This window comes from Candidatus Woesearchaeota archaeon, assembly GCA_030651135.1.
Lineage (GTDB): Archaea > Nanobdellota > Nanobdellia > Woesearchaeales > JACPBO01 > JACPBO01.
Map to the genome: position 1 here is coordinate 194,453 of JAUSCS010000013.1, position 18,559 is coordinate 213,011.

At 37.4% G+C, this 18,559-nt stretch carries 24 protein-coding genes; 3 read left to right on the top strand and 21 right to left on the bottom strand.

Going from position 1 to position 18,559, the window contains the following annotated elements:
• Positions 1–92: 92 nt before the first annotated feature.
• The 3 genes from Q7J54_07710 to Q7J54_07720 all read right to left on the bottom strand — a co-directional run bounded on the left by Q7J54_07710 (position 93) and on the right by Q7J54_07720 (position 2,122).
• Complete coding sequence (locus Q7J54_07710) at positions 93–950, bottom strand: Bro-N domain-containing protein (GenBank protein MDO8741420.1); 858 nt, start codon at positions 948–950, stop codon at positions 93–95.
• 108 nt (positions 951–1,058) lie between these two features.
• The gene (locus tag Q7J54_07715) at positions 1,059–1,952 is read right to left on the bottom strand and encodes a hypothetical protein (GenBank protein ID MDO8741421.1); all 894 of its coding nucleotides are present in this window, start codon (positions 1,950–1,952) and stop codon (positions 1,059–1,061) included.
• A gap of 2 nt (positions 1,953–1,954) precedes the next feature.
• Positions 1,955–2,122: a hypothetical protein gene (locus Q7J54_07720; protein MDO8741422.1), complete on the bottom strand. Its 168-nt coding sequence runs from the start codon at positions 2,120–2,122 to the stop codon at positions 1,955–1,957.
• Between the two features lie 145 nt (positions 2,123–2,267).
• On the opposite strand from Q7J54_07720, the gene Q7J54_07725 reads away from it, so the two are divergent.
• Positions 2,268–3,026, top strand: a complete 759-nt coding sequence (locus Q7J54_07725) for a helix-turn-helix domain-containing protein (GenBank protein MDO8741423.1) — start codon at positions 2,268–2,270, stop codon at positions 3,024–3,026.
• A 27-nt stretch (positions 3,027–3,053) separates the two neighbouring features.
• On the opposite strand, the gene Q7J54_07730 is transcribed toward Q7J54_07725, so the two are convergent.
• The 18 genes from Q7J54_07730 to Q7J54_07815 form a co-directional block, all read right to left on the bottom strand.
• A complete protein-coding gene (locus Q7J54_07730) occupies positions 3,054–3,320 on the bottom strand; it encodes a hypothetical protein (GenBank protein ID MDO8741424.1) in 267 nt (88 codons plus the stop codon).
• 128 nt (positions 3,321–3,448) lie between these two features.
• Entirely contained in the window at positions 3,449–4,333 is an 885-nt protein-coding gene (gene map, locus Q7J54_07735) for a type II methionyl aminopeptidase (GenBank protein ID MDO8741425.1), read from the bottom strand.
• 38 nt (positions 4,334–4,371) lie between these two features.
• Positions 4,372–4,803, bottom strand: coding sequence for a hypothetical protein (locus Q7J54_07740; GenBank protein ID MDO8741426.1), 432 nt, complete (start codon positions 4,801–4,803; stop codon positions 4,372–4,374).
• 126 nt (positions 4,804–4,929) lie between these two features.
• The gene (locus Q7J54_07745) at positions 4,930–5,448 is read right to left on the bottom strand and encodes a hypothetical protein (protein ID MDO8741427.1); all 519 of its coding nucleotides are present in this window, start codon (positions 5,446–5,448) and stop codon (positions 4,930–4,932) included.
• Between the two features lie 48 nt (positions 5,449–5,496).
• The gene (locus Q7J54_07750) at positions 5,497–6,354 is read right to left on the bottom strand and encodes a hypothetical protein (protein ID MDO8741428.1); all 858 of its coding nucleotides are present in this window, start codon (positions 6,352–6,354) and stop codon (positions 5,497–5,499) included.
• Between the two features lie 6 nt (positions 6,355–6,360).
• Entirely contained in the window at positions 6,361–7,194 is an 834-nt protein-coding gene (locus Q7J54_07755) for a hypothetical protein (protein ID MDO8741429.1), read from the bottom strand.
• Positions 7,195–7,296: 102 nt separating this feature from the next.
• Positions 7,297–7,467, bottom strand: a complete 171-nt coding sequence (locus tag Q7J54_07760) for a hypothetical protein (protein MDO8741430.1) — start codon at positions 7,465–7,467, stop codon at positions 7,297–7,299.
• Between the two features lie 51 nt (positions 7,468–7,518).
• Positions 7,519–9,408, bottom strand: coding sequence for a beta-CASP ribonuclease aCPSF1 (locus tag Q7J54_07765; protein ID MDO8741431.1), 1,890 nt, complete (start codon positions 9,406–9,408; stop codon positions 7,519–7,521).
• A 38-nt stretch (positions 9,409–9,446) separates the two neighbouring features.
• The gene (locus Q7J54_07770) at positions 9,447–10,091 is read right to left on the bottom strand and encodes a proteasome subunit beta (GenBank protein ID MDO8741432.1); all 645 of its coding nucleotides are present in this window, start codon (positions 10,089–10,091) and stop codon (positions 9,447–9,449) included.
• Between the two features lie 69 nt (positions 10,092–10,160).
• Positions 10,161–10,955: an arginase family protein gene (locus tag Q7J54_07775; protein MDO8741433.1), complete on the bottom strand. Its 795-nt coding sequence runs from the start codon at positions 10,953–10,955 to the stop codon at positions 10,161–10,163.
• Positions 10,952–11,539 (bottom strand): hypothetical protein, encoded by a 588-nt coding sequence (locus tag Q7J54_07780; protein MDO8741434.1) that lies wholly within the window; start codon positions 11,537–11,539, stop codon positions 10,952–10,954. Before Q7J54_07780 ends, Q7J54_07775 begins: the two co-directional genes overlap by 4 nt.
• A 400-nt stretch (positions 11,540–11,939) precedes the next feature.
• Positions 11,940–12,494: a hypothetical protein gene (locus tag Q7J54_07785; protein MDO8741435.1), complete on the bottom strand. Its 555-nt coding sequence runs from the start codon at positions 12,492–12,494 to the stop codon at positions 11,940–11,942.
• A complete protein-coding gene (locus tag Q7J54_07790; GenBank protein MDO8741436.1) occupies positions 12,491–13,114 on the bottom strand; it encodes a nucleotidyltransferase domain-containing protein in 624 nt (207 codons plus the stop codon). Before Q7J54_07790 ends, Q7J54_07785 begins: the two co-directional genes overlap by 4 nt.
• Positions 13,115–13,296: 182 nt before the next feature.
• Positions 13,297–14,571, bottom strand: coding sequence for an ATP-binding protein (locus tag Q7J54_07795; GenBank protein MDO8741437.1), 1,275 nt, complete (start codon positions 14,569–14,571; stop codon positions 13,297–13,299).
• 301 nt (positions 14,572–14,872) lie between these two features.
• A complete protein-coding gene (gene argS / locus Q7J54_07800; protein ID MDO8741438.1) occupies positions 14,873–16,558 on the bottom strand; it encodes an arginine--tRNA ligase in 1,686 nt (561 codons plus the stop codon).
• 47 nt (positions 16,559–16,605) lie between these two features.
• Complete coding sequence (locus Q7J54_07805) at positions 16,606–16,734, bottom strand: hypothetical protein (GenBank protein MDO8741439.1); 129 nt, start codon at positions 16,732–16,734, stop codon at positions 16,606–16,608.
• A gap of 4 nt (positions 16,735–16,738) precedes the next feature.
• Complete coding sequence (locus Q7J54_07810) at positions 16,739–16,861, bottom strand: hypothetical protein (protein MDO8741440.1); 123 nt, start codon at positions 16,859–16,861, stop codon at positions 16,739–16,741.
• Between the two features lie 9 nt (positions 16,862–16,870).
• The gene (locus Q7J54_07815) at positions 16,871–17,008 is read right to left on the bottom strand and encodes a hypothetical protein (protein ID MDO8741441.1); all 138 of its coding nucleotides are present in this window, start codon (positions 17,006–17,008) and stop codon (positions 16,871–16,873) included.
• Between the two features lie 133 nt (positions 17,009–17,141).
• Between Q7J54_07815 and Q7J54_07820 the strand changes: the two genes are divergently transcribed.
• Both Q7J54_07820 and Q7J54_07825 read left to right on the top strand, forming a co-directional pair.
• The gene (locus tag Q7J54_07820) at positions 17,142–17,717 is read left to right on the top strand and encodes a PAS domain-containing protein (GenBank protein MDO8741442.1); all 576 of its coding nucleotides are present in this window, start codon (positions 17,142–17,144) and stop codon (positions 17,715–17,717) included.
• A gap of 199 nt (positions 17,718–17,916) precedes the next feature.
• Positions 17,917–18,543: an adenylate kinase gene (locus Q7J54_07825; GenBank protein MDO8741443.1), complete on the top strand. Its 627-nt coding sequence runs from the start codon at positions 17,917–17,919 to the stop codon at positions 18,541–18,543.
• Positions 18,544–18,559: the final 16 nt, after the last annotated feature.

The following is an 18,559-nucleotide window of genomic DNA, read 5'->3' on the forward strand; positions in this document are numbered from 1 at the left end:
CATTAAATCTTGGTTAATTTCAATCGAAAAGATGGCTAACGATTTATAGGGACATTTTTAACTACGAAACAAAAACGAATGGGTGAGTTAAGTTACTTCTTACTTTTATCTTCTAACTTCTTCTTTTTCATTTCTTCAGTCAAATGCAAATAATTTTCTGATGAGATGACTGTTTTTCCAATTTTCTGCTCCAGTTCTTTTCGTGTATTTTTAGCGATGTCTCCGCCTTCCTTAGCGGTTTGTTTTAATTGTGGAAACTCCTTTGCGTCTTTCGCAACAGTAATGTCTGTCGTTGCTTTCTCCCCAACCATTGTTAAAATCAGTTCCCAATCAGTCATATGATCCCTGAGATTTTGATTTTGTTTCTTCAATCCCTTAAATTGTTTGTATTCTCCTATGGTCTTCCCAAATGTTGCTTTGGATATTTCATTTGTCAGAATGGCGAAATCTCTTTCTTCTTCAATACCTCTGTTTTTCCATTCATCGGTTAAATCCTGCCTGATGGCAATCCCCCTTATCCTTTTGTCTATCCAATCTTTTGGATAACCCTTGAATTCATAATATTCTTTAACCCTGTCTTGAGCAAGTTCCGGGTTTTCAATCTCTTCTATACGCTCTTTAGCTAACTGAGCTAGCCATTGCTTAAACGGCTCTGCCTTTTTTGATGGAATGGATTGAATAAGCCGAAAGGCATTTTTTGTATTGACGCAGTCGGTGTATCGTAATTTGCCATCTTCAGCGGGCATTTTCAACTGTACCCAAATTGGGGACAGTTCAAGTTGAATAAATTCTCGGTCTTTAACTTTCCCCCAGTATTGTCTTGGTGTTGGACTATCTGTTAAAACTTCAACTATATCAACAACAGAATAAAACCACTCATCATTATACCAAATCCTACGGATTTTCCTGTCCTGAAAAACAATCAGTCCTTTTTGAACTTCTTCTGCCATCTCAACAATCACAAACAGCTTCTAATTTAAATACTTTTTTAAAATGAATTTGCAGAATCTCCTGAATTTCTACAGCGCTTCAGCGTTTAGGTTTAAAAAAATAAAAACTTAAGAAAAAACTTTTTCAAAAACCTGAACTACCTTGGCTTTTACTTTTTTTGAATCCAATAAAGTATTACCAAGGAATTCATTATATTTGTCCAATCCGTTACGCAATGATTCTACTGCTGCATCATAATTCTGTCCAAATACATTCTTCATCTCACTTTTAAATTGAGATTTCTTCTCTTCATCCAGATTAATTGTATCTGTAAGTATTCCTTTGTAAATCTCTAAAGCGACAATGTCTTTGACTTTATTTTTAACCGTATAAAGGTAGCATCCATCTGATTTTATTTCAACGTTATATGATTCAAATATTTCTCCCAGACCTGAAATTGCCAAAGCGATATATAGTTTTGAATATTTTTGGATACAATTAGCACTCATAAAATCATAGTATTTTTTTACATACCCTCCATCTCCATCGCAGCCTCCACCTCCATTACCAAACATACTCAATATTCTTGCTTCAACTGAGTCTAGACTTTCTATGATATGATCTCCAGATTCTCCTTTGATTAGATAGTCCAACTTATAGCAACCGCAACCAAAAGACGCATATTCTATATCTTTTCCAGACTCTAGCTTGAGAAAGTATTTAGCAAATTTAAATGTCTCTTCTATAGTCTCTTTTCTATACTTATATTGTTCTTCTCTAGTCTCTTCTCTATATGTATATTGTTCTCTATACAGAGGGTTATTATAACCGTCGTGTGCACTTTCTCTTTTTCCAATTTTTGACATGACTCTATCTTGAAATATGCCAAATACCTCTTCTTTTGTTTTGCATTCTTGCAATCGTTTTTCTAAATCTCGAAGTTTTTCAAGTCTTTCTTCTTTAAGTTTTTCTAAATCTTTTTTCTTCTTATCTTCCTTCAACATTTGCGCGATTGATTTCATTTTCATTTACCTCCAAAATCATACTCAAATTTTATTTTCTTATTCAGCTGAGATCTTTCTTTTAGATCCATACCTACATACCTCACGATCGAGCTGACGTAACTTTGATCAATAGCGAAGTCTTTAGCTGCATCAATTTTGTCTTCTACACTTAATTTTTCCATTATCATTTTCTTTTCCTCCACGCTTTAAGCCCGTGCGGCTTTATTATTTTTATCTTGATATAGTAGTAACGTAATAACTATATAAACAAGGGTGTCCTTGTACAGGACTACTTTAGAAAGATTTATATAGCAGATCAGCTAACTTAACACTATGGAGCTTTCGGATCTCAGAAAAATAGGCCTTACAGAAGGCGAAATCAAGGTTTATGATGCTTTGCTCGAGCTTGGAGAATGCACAAAAACAGCATTGGCAAAGAAATCAGGCATCTCCCCTTCCAATATCTATGACGTAACTAACAGATTGGTTGAAAAAGGCATAATCTCAAAAGTAGAAAAAAACGGCATTGCGCATTTCAGCCCGGCAAATCCAAGTCACATTATGGATTTTCTGGATCAAAAGGAAAAAGAGCTTCAAAACGAAAGAAATTTTGTAAATCAAATGCTTCCAACCCTGCTTCTCAAATTCAGCGAAACAAAAGAAAAGGTCAATGTTGAGGTATTCCAGGGATGGAGCGGCATGAAAACAATATTTGAGGATTTGATTAATGAATGCAAAAAAGGAGACCAAAACTATGTTTTCGGAGCAAGCAAAGGCGAATCAGAAAATCAGGCAGACATGTTCTTTGTCAAATACTCGAAATTAAGGGCTGAGAAAGGAATAGCCACAAGCATAATCTTCAATGAAGAGCTGAGAAAAAGAAAGGAAAGGATTGATTTCTTCCTAAAATCAAGAAAATACCAGGTAAGATTTTTGCAGCAGGCAACCCCTGCTGAAATAATGCTTTATAAAAACAGGTCATGCATAATGATCCTGACAAAAGATCCGCTGGCCATAAGGATAACTGGAAAAGAAGTTGCTGATTCTTTCAGGCAGTACTTCGAGATAATGTGGAATGCAGCAAAGCAGTAAGGCGGCGAAGAGTAAATTTGACTCCTATCACTTTTCGCGCCAATTCAACCACGCCTTCTTAAAGAAATCAAGAGTTAAAGTAGATAACAAAAATGCTATTGCAGGAACAATCGAATTCACAAAGGGATTTGGCAGTCCAGCGAAATAAAAGAATGAAACTATAACCAAATAAGTTAATACTATTATAAGAGTTCTTCTAGACCAGCTCGTTTCCCAAGCCTTATCTTTCTCAACCCTTTTATTTCGCTCTTTTATTTGATCTATTTCTCGCTTTAGCTCTCCAAGCGTAACCATAATGAGATACGTGGCAATCTTATATATAAAGCTTTTTACGGGGTTAAAATTTACTCTTTGTTGGGATTTGCCTTCCTAATCTAAGCACTGCGTAGTCTCGGGAACATAACACACACATAGGTTATATTTCATTTCAACGCTGTCAGAATTTCAACATTATCGTCAACTAAAACAGTATGCTCTGCCTGCGAAACAATTCCATGCTTCTTGTCAGGCAATGGAGGAAATTCTTTCAGGATCCCAATATTCCTCAATTCCCTTAATGCAAACTGGGTCTGCGGCATTGAAAACTTCTTTGCAAGCCATCTTGTGCAGAACGGAAGATTTTTGTAATTTGCGATCTCCTGCAGCACTTTTCTTGTTATCGGGTTTCTGACTGGCTTTACGTCAATCAGCATAAAAATATTTGCATTAGAGCTTTCATAAACAACTCCTGCTCCGTTTGTTGCGAATGGCTCGATTGCAACTATGGTGCCTTTCTCTAATTTTGTTTTATCGCCAGTGTCAAAATTTGGTATTGTGGGCTTTGTATGAATATCATACAGATCAAGGCCATGACCGGATAAATTTGTTATTGGCGAAAAGCCGTGTTTTGCTATTGCAGCATGGATTGCTTTTCCTATTTCTCCTAATGCAATGCCTGGCTTTATTATTTTTATTGCTTCCTGAAGCGCCTCTTCAGCTGCTTTTACCAGATCAGCATATTTCCCGGACAAATCAACTGTGCAAGCTGTGTCGCCGATTGCGCCGTTGACATGAACGCCAACATCTAAGCTGACTAATTGATCTGTAAATTTAATGTCCTCGCCAGGCTCAACTGTAAAATGCGCTGCAATATCATTAAGGCTAAGCTGAACCGGAAAAGCGCATTCTCCGCCTAATTCCATTATTTTTGCCTCTATCTTTTCAGTTACATCTGAGTAAGAAGCTCCATTTATGATCAGCGACTTTCCATAATCCAAAGCTTCAGCAGCTATTCTTCCGGCTTTTCTCCAGTCTTCAATGTTTTCCATAATAAAGAGAAAAATTGATTTATATATAAAGATTTAGTTTAATTCAATCTGAAGTCAATGGGTGTTTTATTAAATACATATCCAGGCAATTCGCAATTAGTTGTTAGTGCAACTTTCTCTAAGAATTTTATTGTAGGAAATCTTTCATATAAGATGCTGTTCGATGTTTTGGTCTCAACACAATTATAAAGAGATGGGCATTTGAGCTCTAAGTTTGAAAGTGGGCGTATCAAGTTTAATCTATGCCCCAACTTCTTTTGTTCGCCAGAGAGGGTTAGCGCAGTGATTATCTTGCCATCTTTAGCTAAAACATAATCGAATTCCAGTTCTTGCTGTCGCTTATATTCTCCTATTACAATAATTACATTTTTTAAAGGAATATAATGTAAAGATTCATATTTTTTAACTTCAGTATCTATTAATGTATTCGGAACAGACTTCGTAAATGGAATCTTTTTTTTTCCGTTCATTTCAATGCACCTATGATCGTCAATATGATTATTAAAGCCATCAGCGCGAAATAAAATATTTCCTCTGCTCTCGTGTATGATATAAGAGCTTTTATGGTTTTGTTGCTTATCATTTTAGAGTCTCCTTTAATAAATTATCGCGACAACCAGCCTTTGGATCTGAGAAAACCTTATCCTGCCCGGATCTGGCTCAGGGTTGTTGTCGCCTTTCATCATGGCATACCAGCCATCTGAATCCTGGCCAACAGCTATAACACGGTGGATTATGGATCCGTCAGCGTATTCTGATTTGTAAGATACGATATCGCCTACATTGATGTAGCTTTCATCCTTAGGCACTATTTCAATTGCATTTGATCCCTTGCTTAAAACAGGCTCCATTGAATGCGTATCTGTGAAAGTTGCCCATTGAGCATCCTTTAAGTCAATAACAACGTTATTATTCAGAACATGTATCTGATCCTCTTTTATCCAGTCAGAAGGAGATGCCTTTGGCTGATGCCCATCATTAAAAGCCATAGTTGACGTTATCTCATTGTTCTTGTTTGTCTTTTCATTGGTAAACTGAACAGCAAGCAAGCTAGCCAGAACAGCTAAAACAAGAATCCCCGCAGCAATGAATGCCATAAACAGCTTGTTCGCCATATAAATAGAACAGCAGAGCAAGTATATAAAGCTTTCGGTTTATAACTACTATTTAGTAATTACACTAGAAACGACATTAATTGCCTGGCTTCCACCATGCTTAACAGGATAAGAATAGCTGCCATTGCTGTATCTGTCTATTTTCACATGATCTCCAATATCAAATTCATTATCCAATGCAACCATTCTTTCTAGACCGTCATCTTTGAATGCATAAGAAAACGAATTCGCCTCTCCTTTTTTATCTTCAACCCAAATCTTCCATCCGGGGTGGTTCTGATTGGATTCGTCTGTATGAAAGATATGGTCAAGTATAAGGCTCATAGGAAAAGACGGCCCTGCTGATGTTTTTGTTTTAATTTCTCCGATAAACGGCCCTTCTTTTGCAGGCAATTCAATTACTTTGCCAACAGTATGGTACATGACTTCATATAAAAAAGATCTTTTTACAGGGGTGTTTATTTCTACCCCCAGGTATTCTTTCATTTTATTAAGGGCAAATTGACAGGCTGCTTTATGAAAATCTCTGAATTCTTGAGAATATGCATCATATTTTGGGTGCAGATCACAAGACATATCACAAGAGATTTCATCACTATGAAAAAACTCATCAAAAAAAGTTGGCGATAGCCGCCTGCCGAGTTTTCCAAGTTTTTGTTTAGCCTCTTCTAAAATTTCGGGCTTTAATTCCATAAGTTTTTCAAAATAAGAATATACAAGTCCGCTCCCCATATATCGTCCTGGGTAGCATTCAAGTCTTTTCTGCATAAACTCGACATCTTTTTCATTTTCTGCTGCCCAGAAGATCTTAGCAACGCCATCTATGGTTCTCGGGTCTGTGTCCAAGGTCTTCAATTTTTTTTTAATTCCTTCAATCACATTTTCGTTCTTTTCTTGGTTAGTCATTTAAATTCACCTTATCGGCTTAAGTTTAACTATCCCGTCAGGGAATTCTTTGTCTAAGTTTCTGGCAAATTTTTTGTAAGATAACATTTCACTTAATGGCATGTATCCTTCATCGCCAGTCTGTTTTCCATTATAGCCTTGATCCAAGTAACTAAAAACCATCTCTTTAGCAACTGCTGTTGTTAATTCTTCGTTGTAAAATGGAATAAATACAAGATCCACATCGCTCTTTCTTTCAAAGTTGACCTTCCTGTAGTCTTCTTCTGAAATATCTTCCAATGTAGGAACTCCCATTCTGCCCAAACAACCGCCTCTTCCAACTTGCTTAATGATGCCTTTAAGTAATTTTTTGCTGCTTGTCTCATCTGTATAAAATCCGATATTTCTCTTGCCTCTGTCCTTGCTGTACTTTTTAGCAAAAGGCAAGACGCGCGTATTTATAATATGATTTACAGCGCTTTCATATCCTCTATCAGCAGCCAGATAATAAAGCGGAGTGAAGTGCAGGCCATCATTCTCAGGAACATCCCAAACATCATATGCAACAACGCCCACTATTTTTCCCTTTACTTCGCCCTCAAATGCAGTTTTATCCTTTTCCCGGATAACTATCCATCTGTATGCATCATTTGTATAAGTGCCATCATTATTTTTCTTAGATAAAAAATCTACTGCATCATCAAGTGAGATTAATTTGTCTTTAGCTTTACTTTTGGGGTATGTTGTTAATAGATATGCTAGAACATCGTTAAGATCATCAGTTCTTTGCCAATAATTCTTATTAGTTATTGTTGGTTTTACTTCCACACCACCCAGAACATCAGTGTCTTTTTTATTCATTTTTTCTTTTTACCCCGGAATATGAGTGCTAGAGCTACTATTTAAACCTTTCGTTTTATAGTTACTAATTAGTGGTTATAAATTTAAGAGAAAACGCGTTGTTTAGTTTTGCCCTTGATAATTCTTCGCTTCTTCCTTATATTGTGATCCTGGTGAAGATGAAATATTAAGCGCATGTTCAACTTCTTCGTGATTTGTAAAATCATTTAGAAACAATTTCTCTACTCTTTTTACTAAAGATTCTCTAAATTTGCCTATTTTTGTGAATTCCATATTTTTAGAAAAAGCCTCCTGTTTAAATACTTTACTATTCCTTAGTTACAATTACTTAATCCTCACTGCTTCCAGAACCTTCGGAGCAGATGTTTCTATTCTCTGAGCTTTATGTATTGAACTTGCAAGATCTAAGCAGCGCGAGTTCTCTCCGTGATTGACAATAACTTTCTTGGGTCTTGGATTGCAGTCATAAATAAAGTTCATCAGCTGCTTCCTGTCGCTGTGGTCTGTTATTTCTATCTTCTCAACTTCCATTTTGATATGGCACACTTCCTGCTTTATGCCGCTCTTAAACACTATCTCCCTTTCGCCATTATGGATTCTTCTTCCTAGAGAGCCTTCGCCCTGGTAGCATGAAAAAACAAGTGAATTGTTTGGATTGTCAGCAAGCTGCTTCAGATATTCTACTGAAGGCCCTCCAACCAGCATCCCGGAAGTTGCCAATATTATGCATGGCCCTGTTTCTTCTATTACTTCTTTTCTTTCTTTAGGGCTGCCCACTCTTCTGAATATGTCGGATAAGAAAGGATTCTCATCCTTATGAAATATCTGCTTTCTTATTGTATTGTTCAAAAACTCAGGATACGCTGTATGGATTGCCGTAACATCCCATACCATGCCATCTATGAAAACAGGCACCTTCTCTAATTGCCCGGTTCTGACCATCTGCTCTATCAGGATTATCATGTCCTGCGCCCTTCCTGATCCTAAAACAGGCATCAGAACTTTGCCCTTTCTGTCAATAGTTCTTTTAATGATATTGCGCAGCTCTTCATCCTCTTCTTTCGGAGAAGGCAGAATATTGTCTTTGCCGCCGTATGTGGCTTCTATCATTAATGTTTCCAATCTTGGGAATTGTGTTGCTGCTGGCTCCAATAGCTGCGATCTTCCATATTTAAGGTCGCCGGTATAAAGTATATTGTGCAGGCCGTTTCCGACATGCATGTGAATCATTGAGCTGCCAAGAATGTGGCCGGAATTATAGAGTGTTACTCTTACGTCAGGAGTTACATCAGTAACTTCTTCATATTCCAGCGTTATGGTATGCTTCACCATTTCCCTTATATCATCCACGCTATATATTGCCTCTTTTCTTTCGCTCTGCATTATCTTGACATAATCAAGCATTAGCAAAGACATTACATCCCGAGTCGGAGCAGTGCAGTAAACCGGTCCCCTATATTGAAGCTTAAATAGATAAGGCAATAAGCCGCAATGGTCCAGATGAGAATGCGAGATTATGACAGCATCAAGCTCCTGCAGCTTGAATTCAGGCACCTCAAAGAGAGGATATGCATGCTCTTCGCTGGCAACATTAACCCCGCAATCCAGCAATATCCTTGATTCTGGAGTCTGAAGCAGAATGCAGCTTCTCCCAACTTCTCTTGCCCCGCCCAAAAATGTTACCCTGATCCATTCTTCTTTCTTCGCCCTCAGCCAGCCGTCATATACGCGATGGCCGACCCTGTCAAGAAATTTTCTTCTGTAATCTGAATTCTGGTAAAGTACTGAGCGTATGCTTTCTATCAATGGCGACTTTATTGCAGGAGTCCTTCTTATCAAAGGCACCCATAATGTTTTCTCCCTTATCTCCCTCAAAAGCTCGCCTTGCTTGCCGATTGCCAGCCCCGGCTTTTCAGCTTCAATTATGACGCTTGAGCGCTGCGGGTCAAATATTATATTGCCCACTCCGGATTCCTCAGGCATTATTTTCTTTATCTCTTTTTCAGCCTTTTCAAGCTCCATTGTAATGCTTGGATCCGGCCTTAACTCTACTCTTTTCTTTATTTTGTTAACTATTTCGCGTATAATGCCTTCATTATTAAGGAAGAAATCCTTGTCTTTTGTGTAGAGGACAATATTTGCGCCCTCAAAACACGCATCAGATATCTTTTCCTTTGGCAAATCTTTTAAGATTTCCTCAATTATTGTAGTCATTTTAACTTAATTTATTTGAACTGAAAAATCACAGAACCTTAATCCTCAAGTTTTATTCTTATTTCCTTTTCAAAAACTTTCTTGACAGCTTCCTTGGTTATGGTGACAACATCAATGCCGTCGCCGCTTGCTATATCCCTCTGCAATGCTGCGTTTACTGACTGGATAGCGAGCTTTACGCCTTCTGCCACAGAAAGGCCTTTCTTGTACAAAGTTTCCAAAACACCATAAACCATTACACTGCCTGATCCTGAAGAAATAAAATCGTCAATCTCTGTTATTGTTCCGTCCGGGAAGATTTCGTAAATAAAGAACCCGCCTTCATCCTTGCCGCCCATCACAAAATGCGACACACCAGGAATCATGCTCATTTTCCTTATATTTGAGTAAACTAAGCGTGAGAAAAGGTTTGCAGCTTCCTTTACAGTGGCTTCCTTTCCTGTCCTTATTTTTTTAAGCCTAAGCTCTGATTGGCCGTATCTTATTAGCAATTGGGAATCTGAAGCTGTTCCAGCCATTGTAACTGCAATATTATCTGTAACTTTATGTATTTTTTCTGTCTTTTTGCTGGCTATTAAATAGCCTGCTGTGGCTCTCTTGTCTGCTGCAAGAACAATCCCGTCTTTGCAGAGTATTCCTACTGTTGTTGTTCCAGTTTTCATTATGTTTTCGTTTTTGTCCATTTTAACCAGAATTCCCCTCTAAGACTAAGGTATGAATAGGGGGTATTTAAATATTGCGGTTTTTGTGCATCAACTCATCTCAACGCAAATCTTTGCCCCAAGCTTTGATGTTATGCTGTTAATGTCTTTTTTAGGATTTATTTCAGCTATATCAAGGGCTTTTAGGTTTTTTAAAAACTTTAATCTTTGCAGGAAGTAAAGCAATTCCCTTGAAGTCAGTCCGCCTGGCTCAATATAACCTGTTCCAGGCGCAAAAGCAGGATCAACAGCATCAATATCTATGGAAATATACAAAGCATCAAAGTTCTTTGCTATCGACATTACTGCTTCGCAGCTTTCATGCAGGCCTTCTTCAGTTATTTCCTTCATATTAAAGAATCTTATCTTGTTTTTCTTAAGAAATTCAAGCTCGTTAGTATGCCAGTTTCTGATGCCCACCAAAATTATATTGGCGGCTTTTATTAAATTCTCATTTATCATCGCAGGCAGCAAGTCCTCTTGTGTAGGCGGCATAAAATAGTCCTCTGCGTCAGGGTGCGCATCAAATACTATAATGCCCGGATTCTTGTTAAATGTATTCGAGAACGCCCTCACAACAGGATAGGTTATTGCGTGGTCTCCACCTATGAAAATCGCCTTTTCATTTTTTTTGAAGATCTCCATTGCTTTGTTGAATATGTTTTTGTTTGTTTCCTCTAGATTTGAGCTTGCGATCTTGACTTCATCTATTTCAAAAACAGGCAGTTCGCCTTTCTCGTTCAGGAACAAGTCACGAGTTTGCTTAATAACTTCGTCTGGGGCAAGCTCTGATCCGTCTGACTTTCCCAGCCCTCCCTGTGAAGAGGGGATTTTTATGAGCTTCATTTTGTTATCCTTATGGCATTTTGCACTTTTCTGATCTTTTCTACAAGTACATCTGCAAACTTATCAACAATTTCTTTATCAAAGAAATGACCGTCTGCTTTCTCGTACAATGCGCTTCTTCCGCTTGTCAGCAGTCTGTAAATTTCATCCCTCTCTTCCCTTGAATATGCGCTTAAGAAAAGCTGTTCAGTGCCAAGCATAAAAGGCGTTAGTATTTCATCGTACTCTTCTTCTTTGTACAGCAATGTAGGCGCGAATAAATGATGTTTGATGTAATCTGCTGCTTTTCCTGGAGTCTCTGATAAAATGTGCAAATTAATGGAATGGGCATATATTTCAGTTTCTTCCTTATTAATAGTTCTATGCGAATCGTATTCAACCACAGCATTTCCAAACCTAACTATGATGTTGCTCAATCTGTTTTTGGAACCGCCGCCACATCCCAAAACATCCAACATCTTATACAGCACCAAGCCATCTTTCATTAAAAATTCTCGAATTTCAGCGTCAAGGCTTTTTATTGCCGTTAAGCTATTGCTGCTCAATCCGCTGTATTCTATTGCAAGGGTTTTTGATTTTTTCATGTTGAATAGGAATAAAGACTTATTTAAAAAACTATCCTCTGAGGATCTCTATTCTTTTGATCGCATCGTCTATTGTTAATATGTCGGAAATATACCCTCAGTCTATGACTGATGGACAAGCTATCTGCGTATTTCGCTGCAGGGTATATTTCCGAGCATGCTCAAATGTCAAAAATGTTTGCATTTTTGAGCAAATTGGAAATGTGAACATTTCCAATTAACCACCTGATGCGTGGAACTACAGCAACATGCCACCCATCTTTGATGGGTGGTTTTTGACATTTCCGGGTTTTTAAACAGAAAGGGATCAGTTTTTTCAGGATTTTGGTAGAAAACAAGGAAGTGGCGGATTCCTACAGGAGTTATTTTGAGATGGTATGGAAAATAGCCAAGCCTTAATTTACTGGCTTAAGATTTCCTCGATCTTTGTAATGAACTCATCTGCATCATCTAAGGCAAGTTTAGCCATTTCTCTTGTGATAGAAGGGGTAGCATCATATTGGGCAGTTTCTCTTTTTATTTTCGTCTGGATAAGTTTAGCAACGAGTTGTTCGCTTAAAGCATAAGCTTTCGCAAGTTTATGAATATCTTTTGCTTCAAGATTCTTTCCATCGGCTTTATCCATAAAATCATGCTCCAAAACTGTGATTGTTGCAGCGTGGCTTTTTGATTTATAACTGAGGCGGGCCAATGCAGACAAAGCAGAAGTGTACATCGCATAATAAGAAACAACAATCACCCAATCGTGCGCTTCAAAGTCAGAGGCAAGATTAAGCAGTTTTCTCGTATCTTCCTGCTCTGAGATCTTAAAGAGAAGGTTGGCTACAGTAAAATTCTTTCTTGATTTCGCTAAAAATGGCTTCTCCAGCTTTTTATGCTCGTCATTTTTAAAAAGCTGTTCTTTTTTCAGATATCTCTCAATCTTTTTCTTTAGCATTTCTATCCTCTTCTTCATGCTGCAATCCTCCAAAACATTTCATGCCCATACATGGATATCCCATGTTCCCTTGCTTCTTTTCCGGCATTCATCTCGCTTGCTTTCAGCATCTTTCTCAGCTCCGCTATATCTGTGATTAGCGGGCTTATTTTAATATTGTGCGAATATTGGTAGCTTGCGCTTTCTTGGTCTATTGCTTCCCTTAATTTTTTGTACTTTAAATCATTCACTATAAACAGCAAGTCTATATCGGATTGTTTTGTCGCTGTGCCTTTTGCATAGCTTCCGAACAAAACAATTGAGTGAATTTCAGAGATAAATCTTTCAGTTAGTTTTGAGATTAAGCTTTCAACAGCTGCTTTTAGCTTTTGGTTTTTCCCATATATTTCTTCTTTTTTGGCCATGTCCCATGATTCAAGTAAATGCCTTGTTTTTGGGCTATTGAAATCCAGTTTGCATTGCTTTGAGCTTCCCACTCTTTCTATCTGGATTATTCCCTCTTTTTCCATCTCGCCTATGTGGTTGTAAGCGGGGCGATAGCCTATTTTCAATTGTTTAGAAATCTCCAATATCGTGAGCCCGCCAGCTAATTTGCTCCTCATCAGCCCTATGATTTTTAATAGTGTTTCCTGCCTCATGTTAGTTATTCACTTTATGAATAATGTTATTCACTTTAGTATATAAGTCTTTCGCTTTTAACATGGCAATTTTAGGGCGCAAGAAAACAAGGAAGTGGCGGATTCCTACAGGAGTTATTTTGAGATGGTATGGAAGATAGCCAATAAAGAAGAGGTAGCTTTTTAATCAGTTCTATGCGCGTTTAATTCGCATTGTTAAGAATAATCTTGCCCAGTGAATATGGCAGAATTAAATGTGTGTTTCCTGATGTTTTTTGAGAGCCAAAATTAATCAAATAACTCTTCTTTGTCTTCGGGTAGTCATTCAAAAACGCATTTGTGCCCCTAAAATCTTCTGATTTAAGGCTCTGTTTAAATTTTACCTCTATTGGTATTAAAACCGAATTTTCTTCCAGCAGCATATCAACCTCATGTCCATTCTTATCTTGCCAGAATCTGATATTTTTGGCGCCCTTTTTTAAGAATTCGGACAACACAAATCCCTCAAATAAGAAGCCAGAATCATCCCTTAAAGACAGCTCATTAAAATTATTGATGAAGAAGTTTCTTACACCATTATCTATAAAGTATATTTTGGGTATTTTAACAAGTTCCTTGTTCTTATTTGTATAAAATGGCCTTAGAATTTCCACCATGTAGGTTTCCCTGAGTATTTCTAAATATCTTTTTGTTTCGTTAAATTTTAAGGAAGTTAAACTTGATATCTCTTCATATTTTATCTTTTTGCCATTGTTTATCGCTAAAAACTCAATTAATTTTTTCATCTCGAGTATTCTTTCAATATTAAGATATTCTACAAGGTCCTTTTTTACGTATAAATCAAATATGCCTGATAAGACATCTATTTTTTCCTGCTTTGAGATCTTTAATACAACTTCAGGATAGCCGCCAAAAATGAGAAACTCCTTAAGCAAGTCATTAAATTCCTTCAAGGAAGAATGCAGATTTTCGCCTTTCAAGCCTTTAATGTTCTGAAATTTGTTGAGGAGCTTATCATTCTGCTTGAACCATAAAAATTCCTCAAAATCCAACGGAAAAATCACATTTATTTTTTTTCTTCCTGCTAAGGATTCCTGTATCTGGCTTTTTATTGCTAATGATGAAGAGCCAGAGGCGTAAATCTTAACATTGTTGAAGTTGTCATAAACGTTCTTCATTATTTTTGCAAGAGCCGGATATCTCTGAAATTCGTCTAAAAACAGGTAAAAGAACTCTTTTTGCTCTTCTTTATAGCCGTTTAACTTAATCGTGTTGATTAAATTTTCGAAAGTGCCTACTTTCTCATAATTAGAGATAATGTCAAGGTCAAGAAAAAGGCATCTATTTGATTCGGATAATTCTAAATAAAGCTCTTTAAGCAGGGTTGTTTTTCCTACCTGCCTTGCTCCTAAAAGCAAGGCTATCTTTTTATCCTTTGCCTGATCCTTCAATTTTTTAAATATTTTTCTCGGTAACATCTTACTCCAAAGTTTATATGACCTAAATTTTAGTTTAGACTAAAATTAAAGATTAATGAATAATAGAGTGAACTAGTTTATAAACCTTTCGCTTTTTAAATGGTAAATTGATAGGCAGAATAAACCTTGTTCTTTAACATGGCAATTTCATGGAAAACAAGGAGGTGGCGGATTCTGAGATGGTGTAGAGTATTGCTCTTTCTTAATTGAAAATCCCCTTTTCCTCTGTTTTAATTGTATAATTAGTTTTATACTAATTTAAATTATACTAATAATAAAATCCTTCGGTTTTCTTTCGTTTTTACATCCTCTCCAAAACATCAATCCCTAGCATCTTAAGCCCGTTCTCTAAAACCTGCTTTGCGCAGCTCACCAGCAGCAGCCTTGCCTTCTTCAGATCTTCATCTTCCTTGAGGATCTGGCATGCATGATAGAATTCAGAGAATAATTTCGCCAGCTCAGAGAGGTAATTGGCGATCATATGCGGCCTTAAATTTTCTGTTGCGTCATCAACTGTGTTTTTAAATTCAGACATTTTTTTTATTAATTCAACTTCTTCTTTTGAATTCAGCAGTGAATAATCAATCTTCTCATCTATTTCCTTGCCGTATTTTTTAAGTATTGAGCAAGCCCTCACATAAGCATACTGCATATAAGGGCCGGAATCGCCTTCAAAGTTCAAAGCCCGCTCCCAGTTGAAATTAACATTTTTCTCAGCGCTCACCCTTAAAATAGAGTATTTTATTGCGCCATAGCCGATTATCCTTGAATTTTTCTCCAGCAGCTTCTTGCTTATCTTCGGCTCTCTTTTCAGTATCTCCTTTTCAGCCTTTTGCCTTGCCTCTTTCATAAAGTCTTCCAGTAAAACAAGGTTGCCCTCTCTTGTCGACATCTTGCTTTCCTGCAGCAAAACATGGGAATAATGCACAGCTTCAGGAGCTTTTAAATTCAGCAATTCAAGCGCTGCTTTTATCTGCTGGAAATAAAGCTTGTGGTCTTCCCCCAGTACAAGAATATTCCTGTCAGCTTTTTTGTTTATCTTGTCAGTTGTATAAGCAAGATCCCTTAAAGGATATAAAGAAGTTCCGTCTGCCCTTGTAAGAACTAAAACAGGGGATTTCATTGCAAGATCATGGCCTTCCTGGTTCAAAACAAGCCTCCCCTCATCATCAGTAAACAACTTGCCTGTTTTTTTCAGCTTTTCCAGGACTTCTTTTGTAAGGTTTTTCCATAAATAGCCTGATTCATAGTCGAACTCGTCGTATTTTATTCCTAACTCAGAGAATATCTTTGTCTGGCCTTTGATGCAGATCCCGACAACATCCTTGAATCTTTTTATTGTCTTTTTGTCTTTTTTCTCCAGTTCATTCAGCAGCCCGAAAATCTGCTTCTCGATTTCCGGGTTTGCCTCAGCCTTTTTGTTTATTTCAACATAAATTTTCAGCAGGTCATCGAATTCTATTTTTTTCCTAGCATTCCCGCATCCAAGAACAAGCATTGCAATCTGCTTTCCGACATCATTTACAAAGTAATGCGTTTCTACATCATATCCCTGAAATTTCAGAATCCTTACAATGGAGTCGCCGATCAATGCATTTCTTGCCCTGCCTACATGAGGCGAGGCATTTGGGTTAATGGAAGTGTGCTCAATCAGCGCTTTTTTATTTTTTCCGGTTCTGGATGCCCCGTATTTCTCTTTCTCATCCAATATTTTTTTCAGGGTATCTTTAATAATATCAATTTTCTTGATGAAAAAATTAACATAAGGCCCTTTCACTTCAACCTTTTCAATAAAGGGGATTTTCTCCTTTTCGATCTTTGCCTTTAATTCATTCGCTATCTCAACCGGGTTTTTTCTGTAGATCTTTGACAATGAAAAGCACGGAAAAGCATAATCTCCAAGAGAATTATCAGGAGGGATCTCTAAATTGATTTCCGCCCTGATCTCTTTTTTCAGGATCTTTGTTATTTCTTCTTTATAATCCATGATGCAGAAAAGAGAACAGCTTAAATATAAAGTTTTGGGTTTATTTGTTAAGCTTTTTCATACCCTTCCATAAACCCTTCTTCCCAGTCATTTAGCTCGTCATTATCCCTTCCTTCTTCAGCTTTATTGTAAATGTCCATATCATCCTCATCATCAAACCAGTCGTCGACTTTCATTCTATCACCCCCTGCGCTTTTTTAACTTCTTGAAATGCCTTGCGAATTCAGGATAATCCCGCTTTGAAAGGTTTAATTTAAGAAATTCTGCCAATTTTTTGATGTCCACTATTTTTTCCTTGATCATTCTATCACCTTACAAAAACGTCGGAAGCCTTGTCTGAATCGCGCTTTTCCTTGGCGCTTCGTTTATTTTGTATTTTTTACTGTAAAGCAATCTCAAAAATGAACTTAAAATGCCTTTCTTTCCCAACTCTTTTTTGGCATAGCTCATCTTACCACCCCGCGTCTATTGATTATCAATAACGTATAACGATGTAGATAAACAACTATTTAAATATTTCTATGCCAGAACATAGATAATCAATAATGATAATCTTTATATACAAATCAGGCTTTATATGGCTATGGTGAGTCTGGAAACGAAAAACAGGATTCTTGAGTTTGTAAAAAACAACGAGATGTGCTCTTCCACCGAGATTGCTGAAAAGCTGGGCATTAACCGGGTGACAATTACCAAGTACCTTGCAATACTGTGCTCTGAAAGAATGATAAATTTCAAGCGCATAGGCATGGCGAAAGTCTGGTTCATTGAAAAATCTCCTCTTTTGGGGATATTTGGCAGTGAAAACTACAATGAGAATCTTAAAAGGATGATGGACCTCATAGGGGAAGGGGTGATTGTTTTAAATGACAAAGGAGAAATAGTGTGGGTAAATGACTTAATCGAAAAGATAAATGGCAAATTAAAAAGCATAAAGGGCAGAATGTGCTATGAGATATTTAACAACGGCAAAATAAATGAGAATTGCCCGGCCATGCAGACCCTTAAGAACAGTAAAGTTCACCGCTCCAAATATCATACGATCTGCTCATTTTTCAAGAAGCGCTCTGCGCAGATAACGTCTTCTCCGATATTTGACACTCACAAAAAGGTTGTCGGAGTGATAGAGATCGTCAAGTTCGAGGAAGAAGTGAAATAATGGATTTAAATTGCTCAACCCAAGCAAAAACCTTATAAATGAAATAATAAATTCTTGCGTTATGCCTCCGTGGCATAGTAGCTATTGCGGCTGACTTGTATCTATGCAAGCCATCAGCAGGTCGGGAGTGCAAATCTCCCCGGAGGCTTTAAATCAAATTTAAGGCAAGCAAAAGCCGACGCAGGAGGCTTTGGTTACAATGAAAATAATTTTACTGGGCCCGCCAGGCATCGGAAAGGGAACAATTGCTAAGATGATCTCTTCTAAATACAGCATTCCGCAGGTTTCAACCGGAGATCTTCTCAGGACAAACATTGCAAAAGGCACATCATTGGGAAAAGAAGCTAAAAAATACATGGATGCCGGCAAGCTTGTTCCTGATAACTTGGTTATTGATGTGCTTGCTGATAGATTGAACAAAACAGACTGCAAAAATGGATTTATTCTGGACGGTTTTCCAAGGACTATTCCGCAGGCCGAAGCATTGGATAAAATAGCCAAAATTGATGTTGTGATTAATTTTGAAGCGTCTGAGAAAACAATAATAAAAAGGTTGGGCGGAAGAAGGACGTGCAGCAAATGCGGCCATATTTTTCATATTGAAAACATACCGCCGAAAAAAGAGAATGTTTGCGACAAATGCGGCGGCAAGCTTTATTTGAGGGACGATGACAAACCAGAAGTTATAAAGCAGAGATTAAAGACATATAATGAGCTGACAGCTCCGCTAATAGCATATTATTCTGCCAAAGATCTATTGGAAGAAATAAACGCAGAGAAAACTCCGGAAGAGATATTTGAAAGCGTTGTTTGTGTTTTGGAATGAATGATTAAAAATTCTT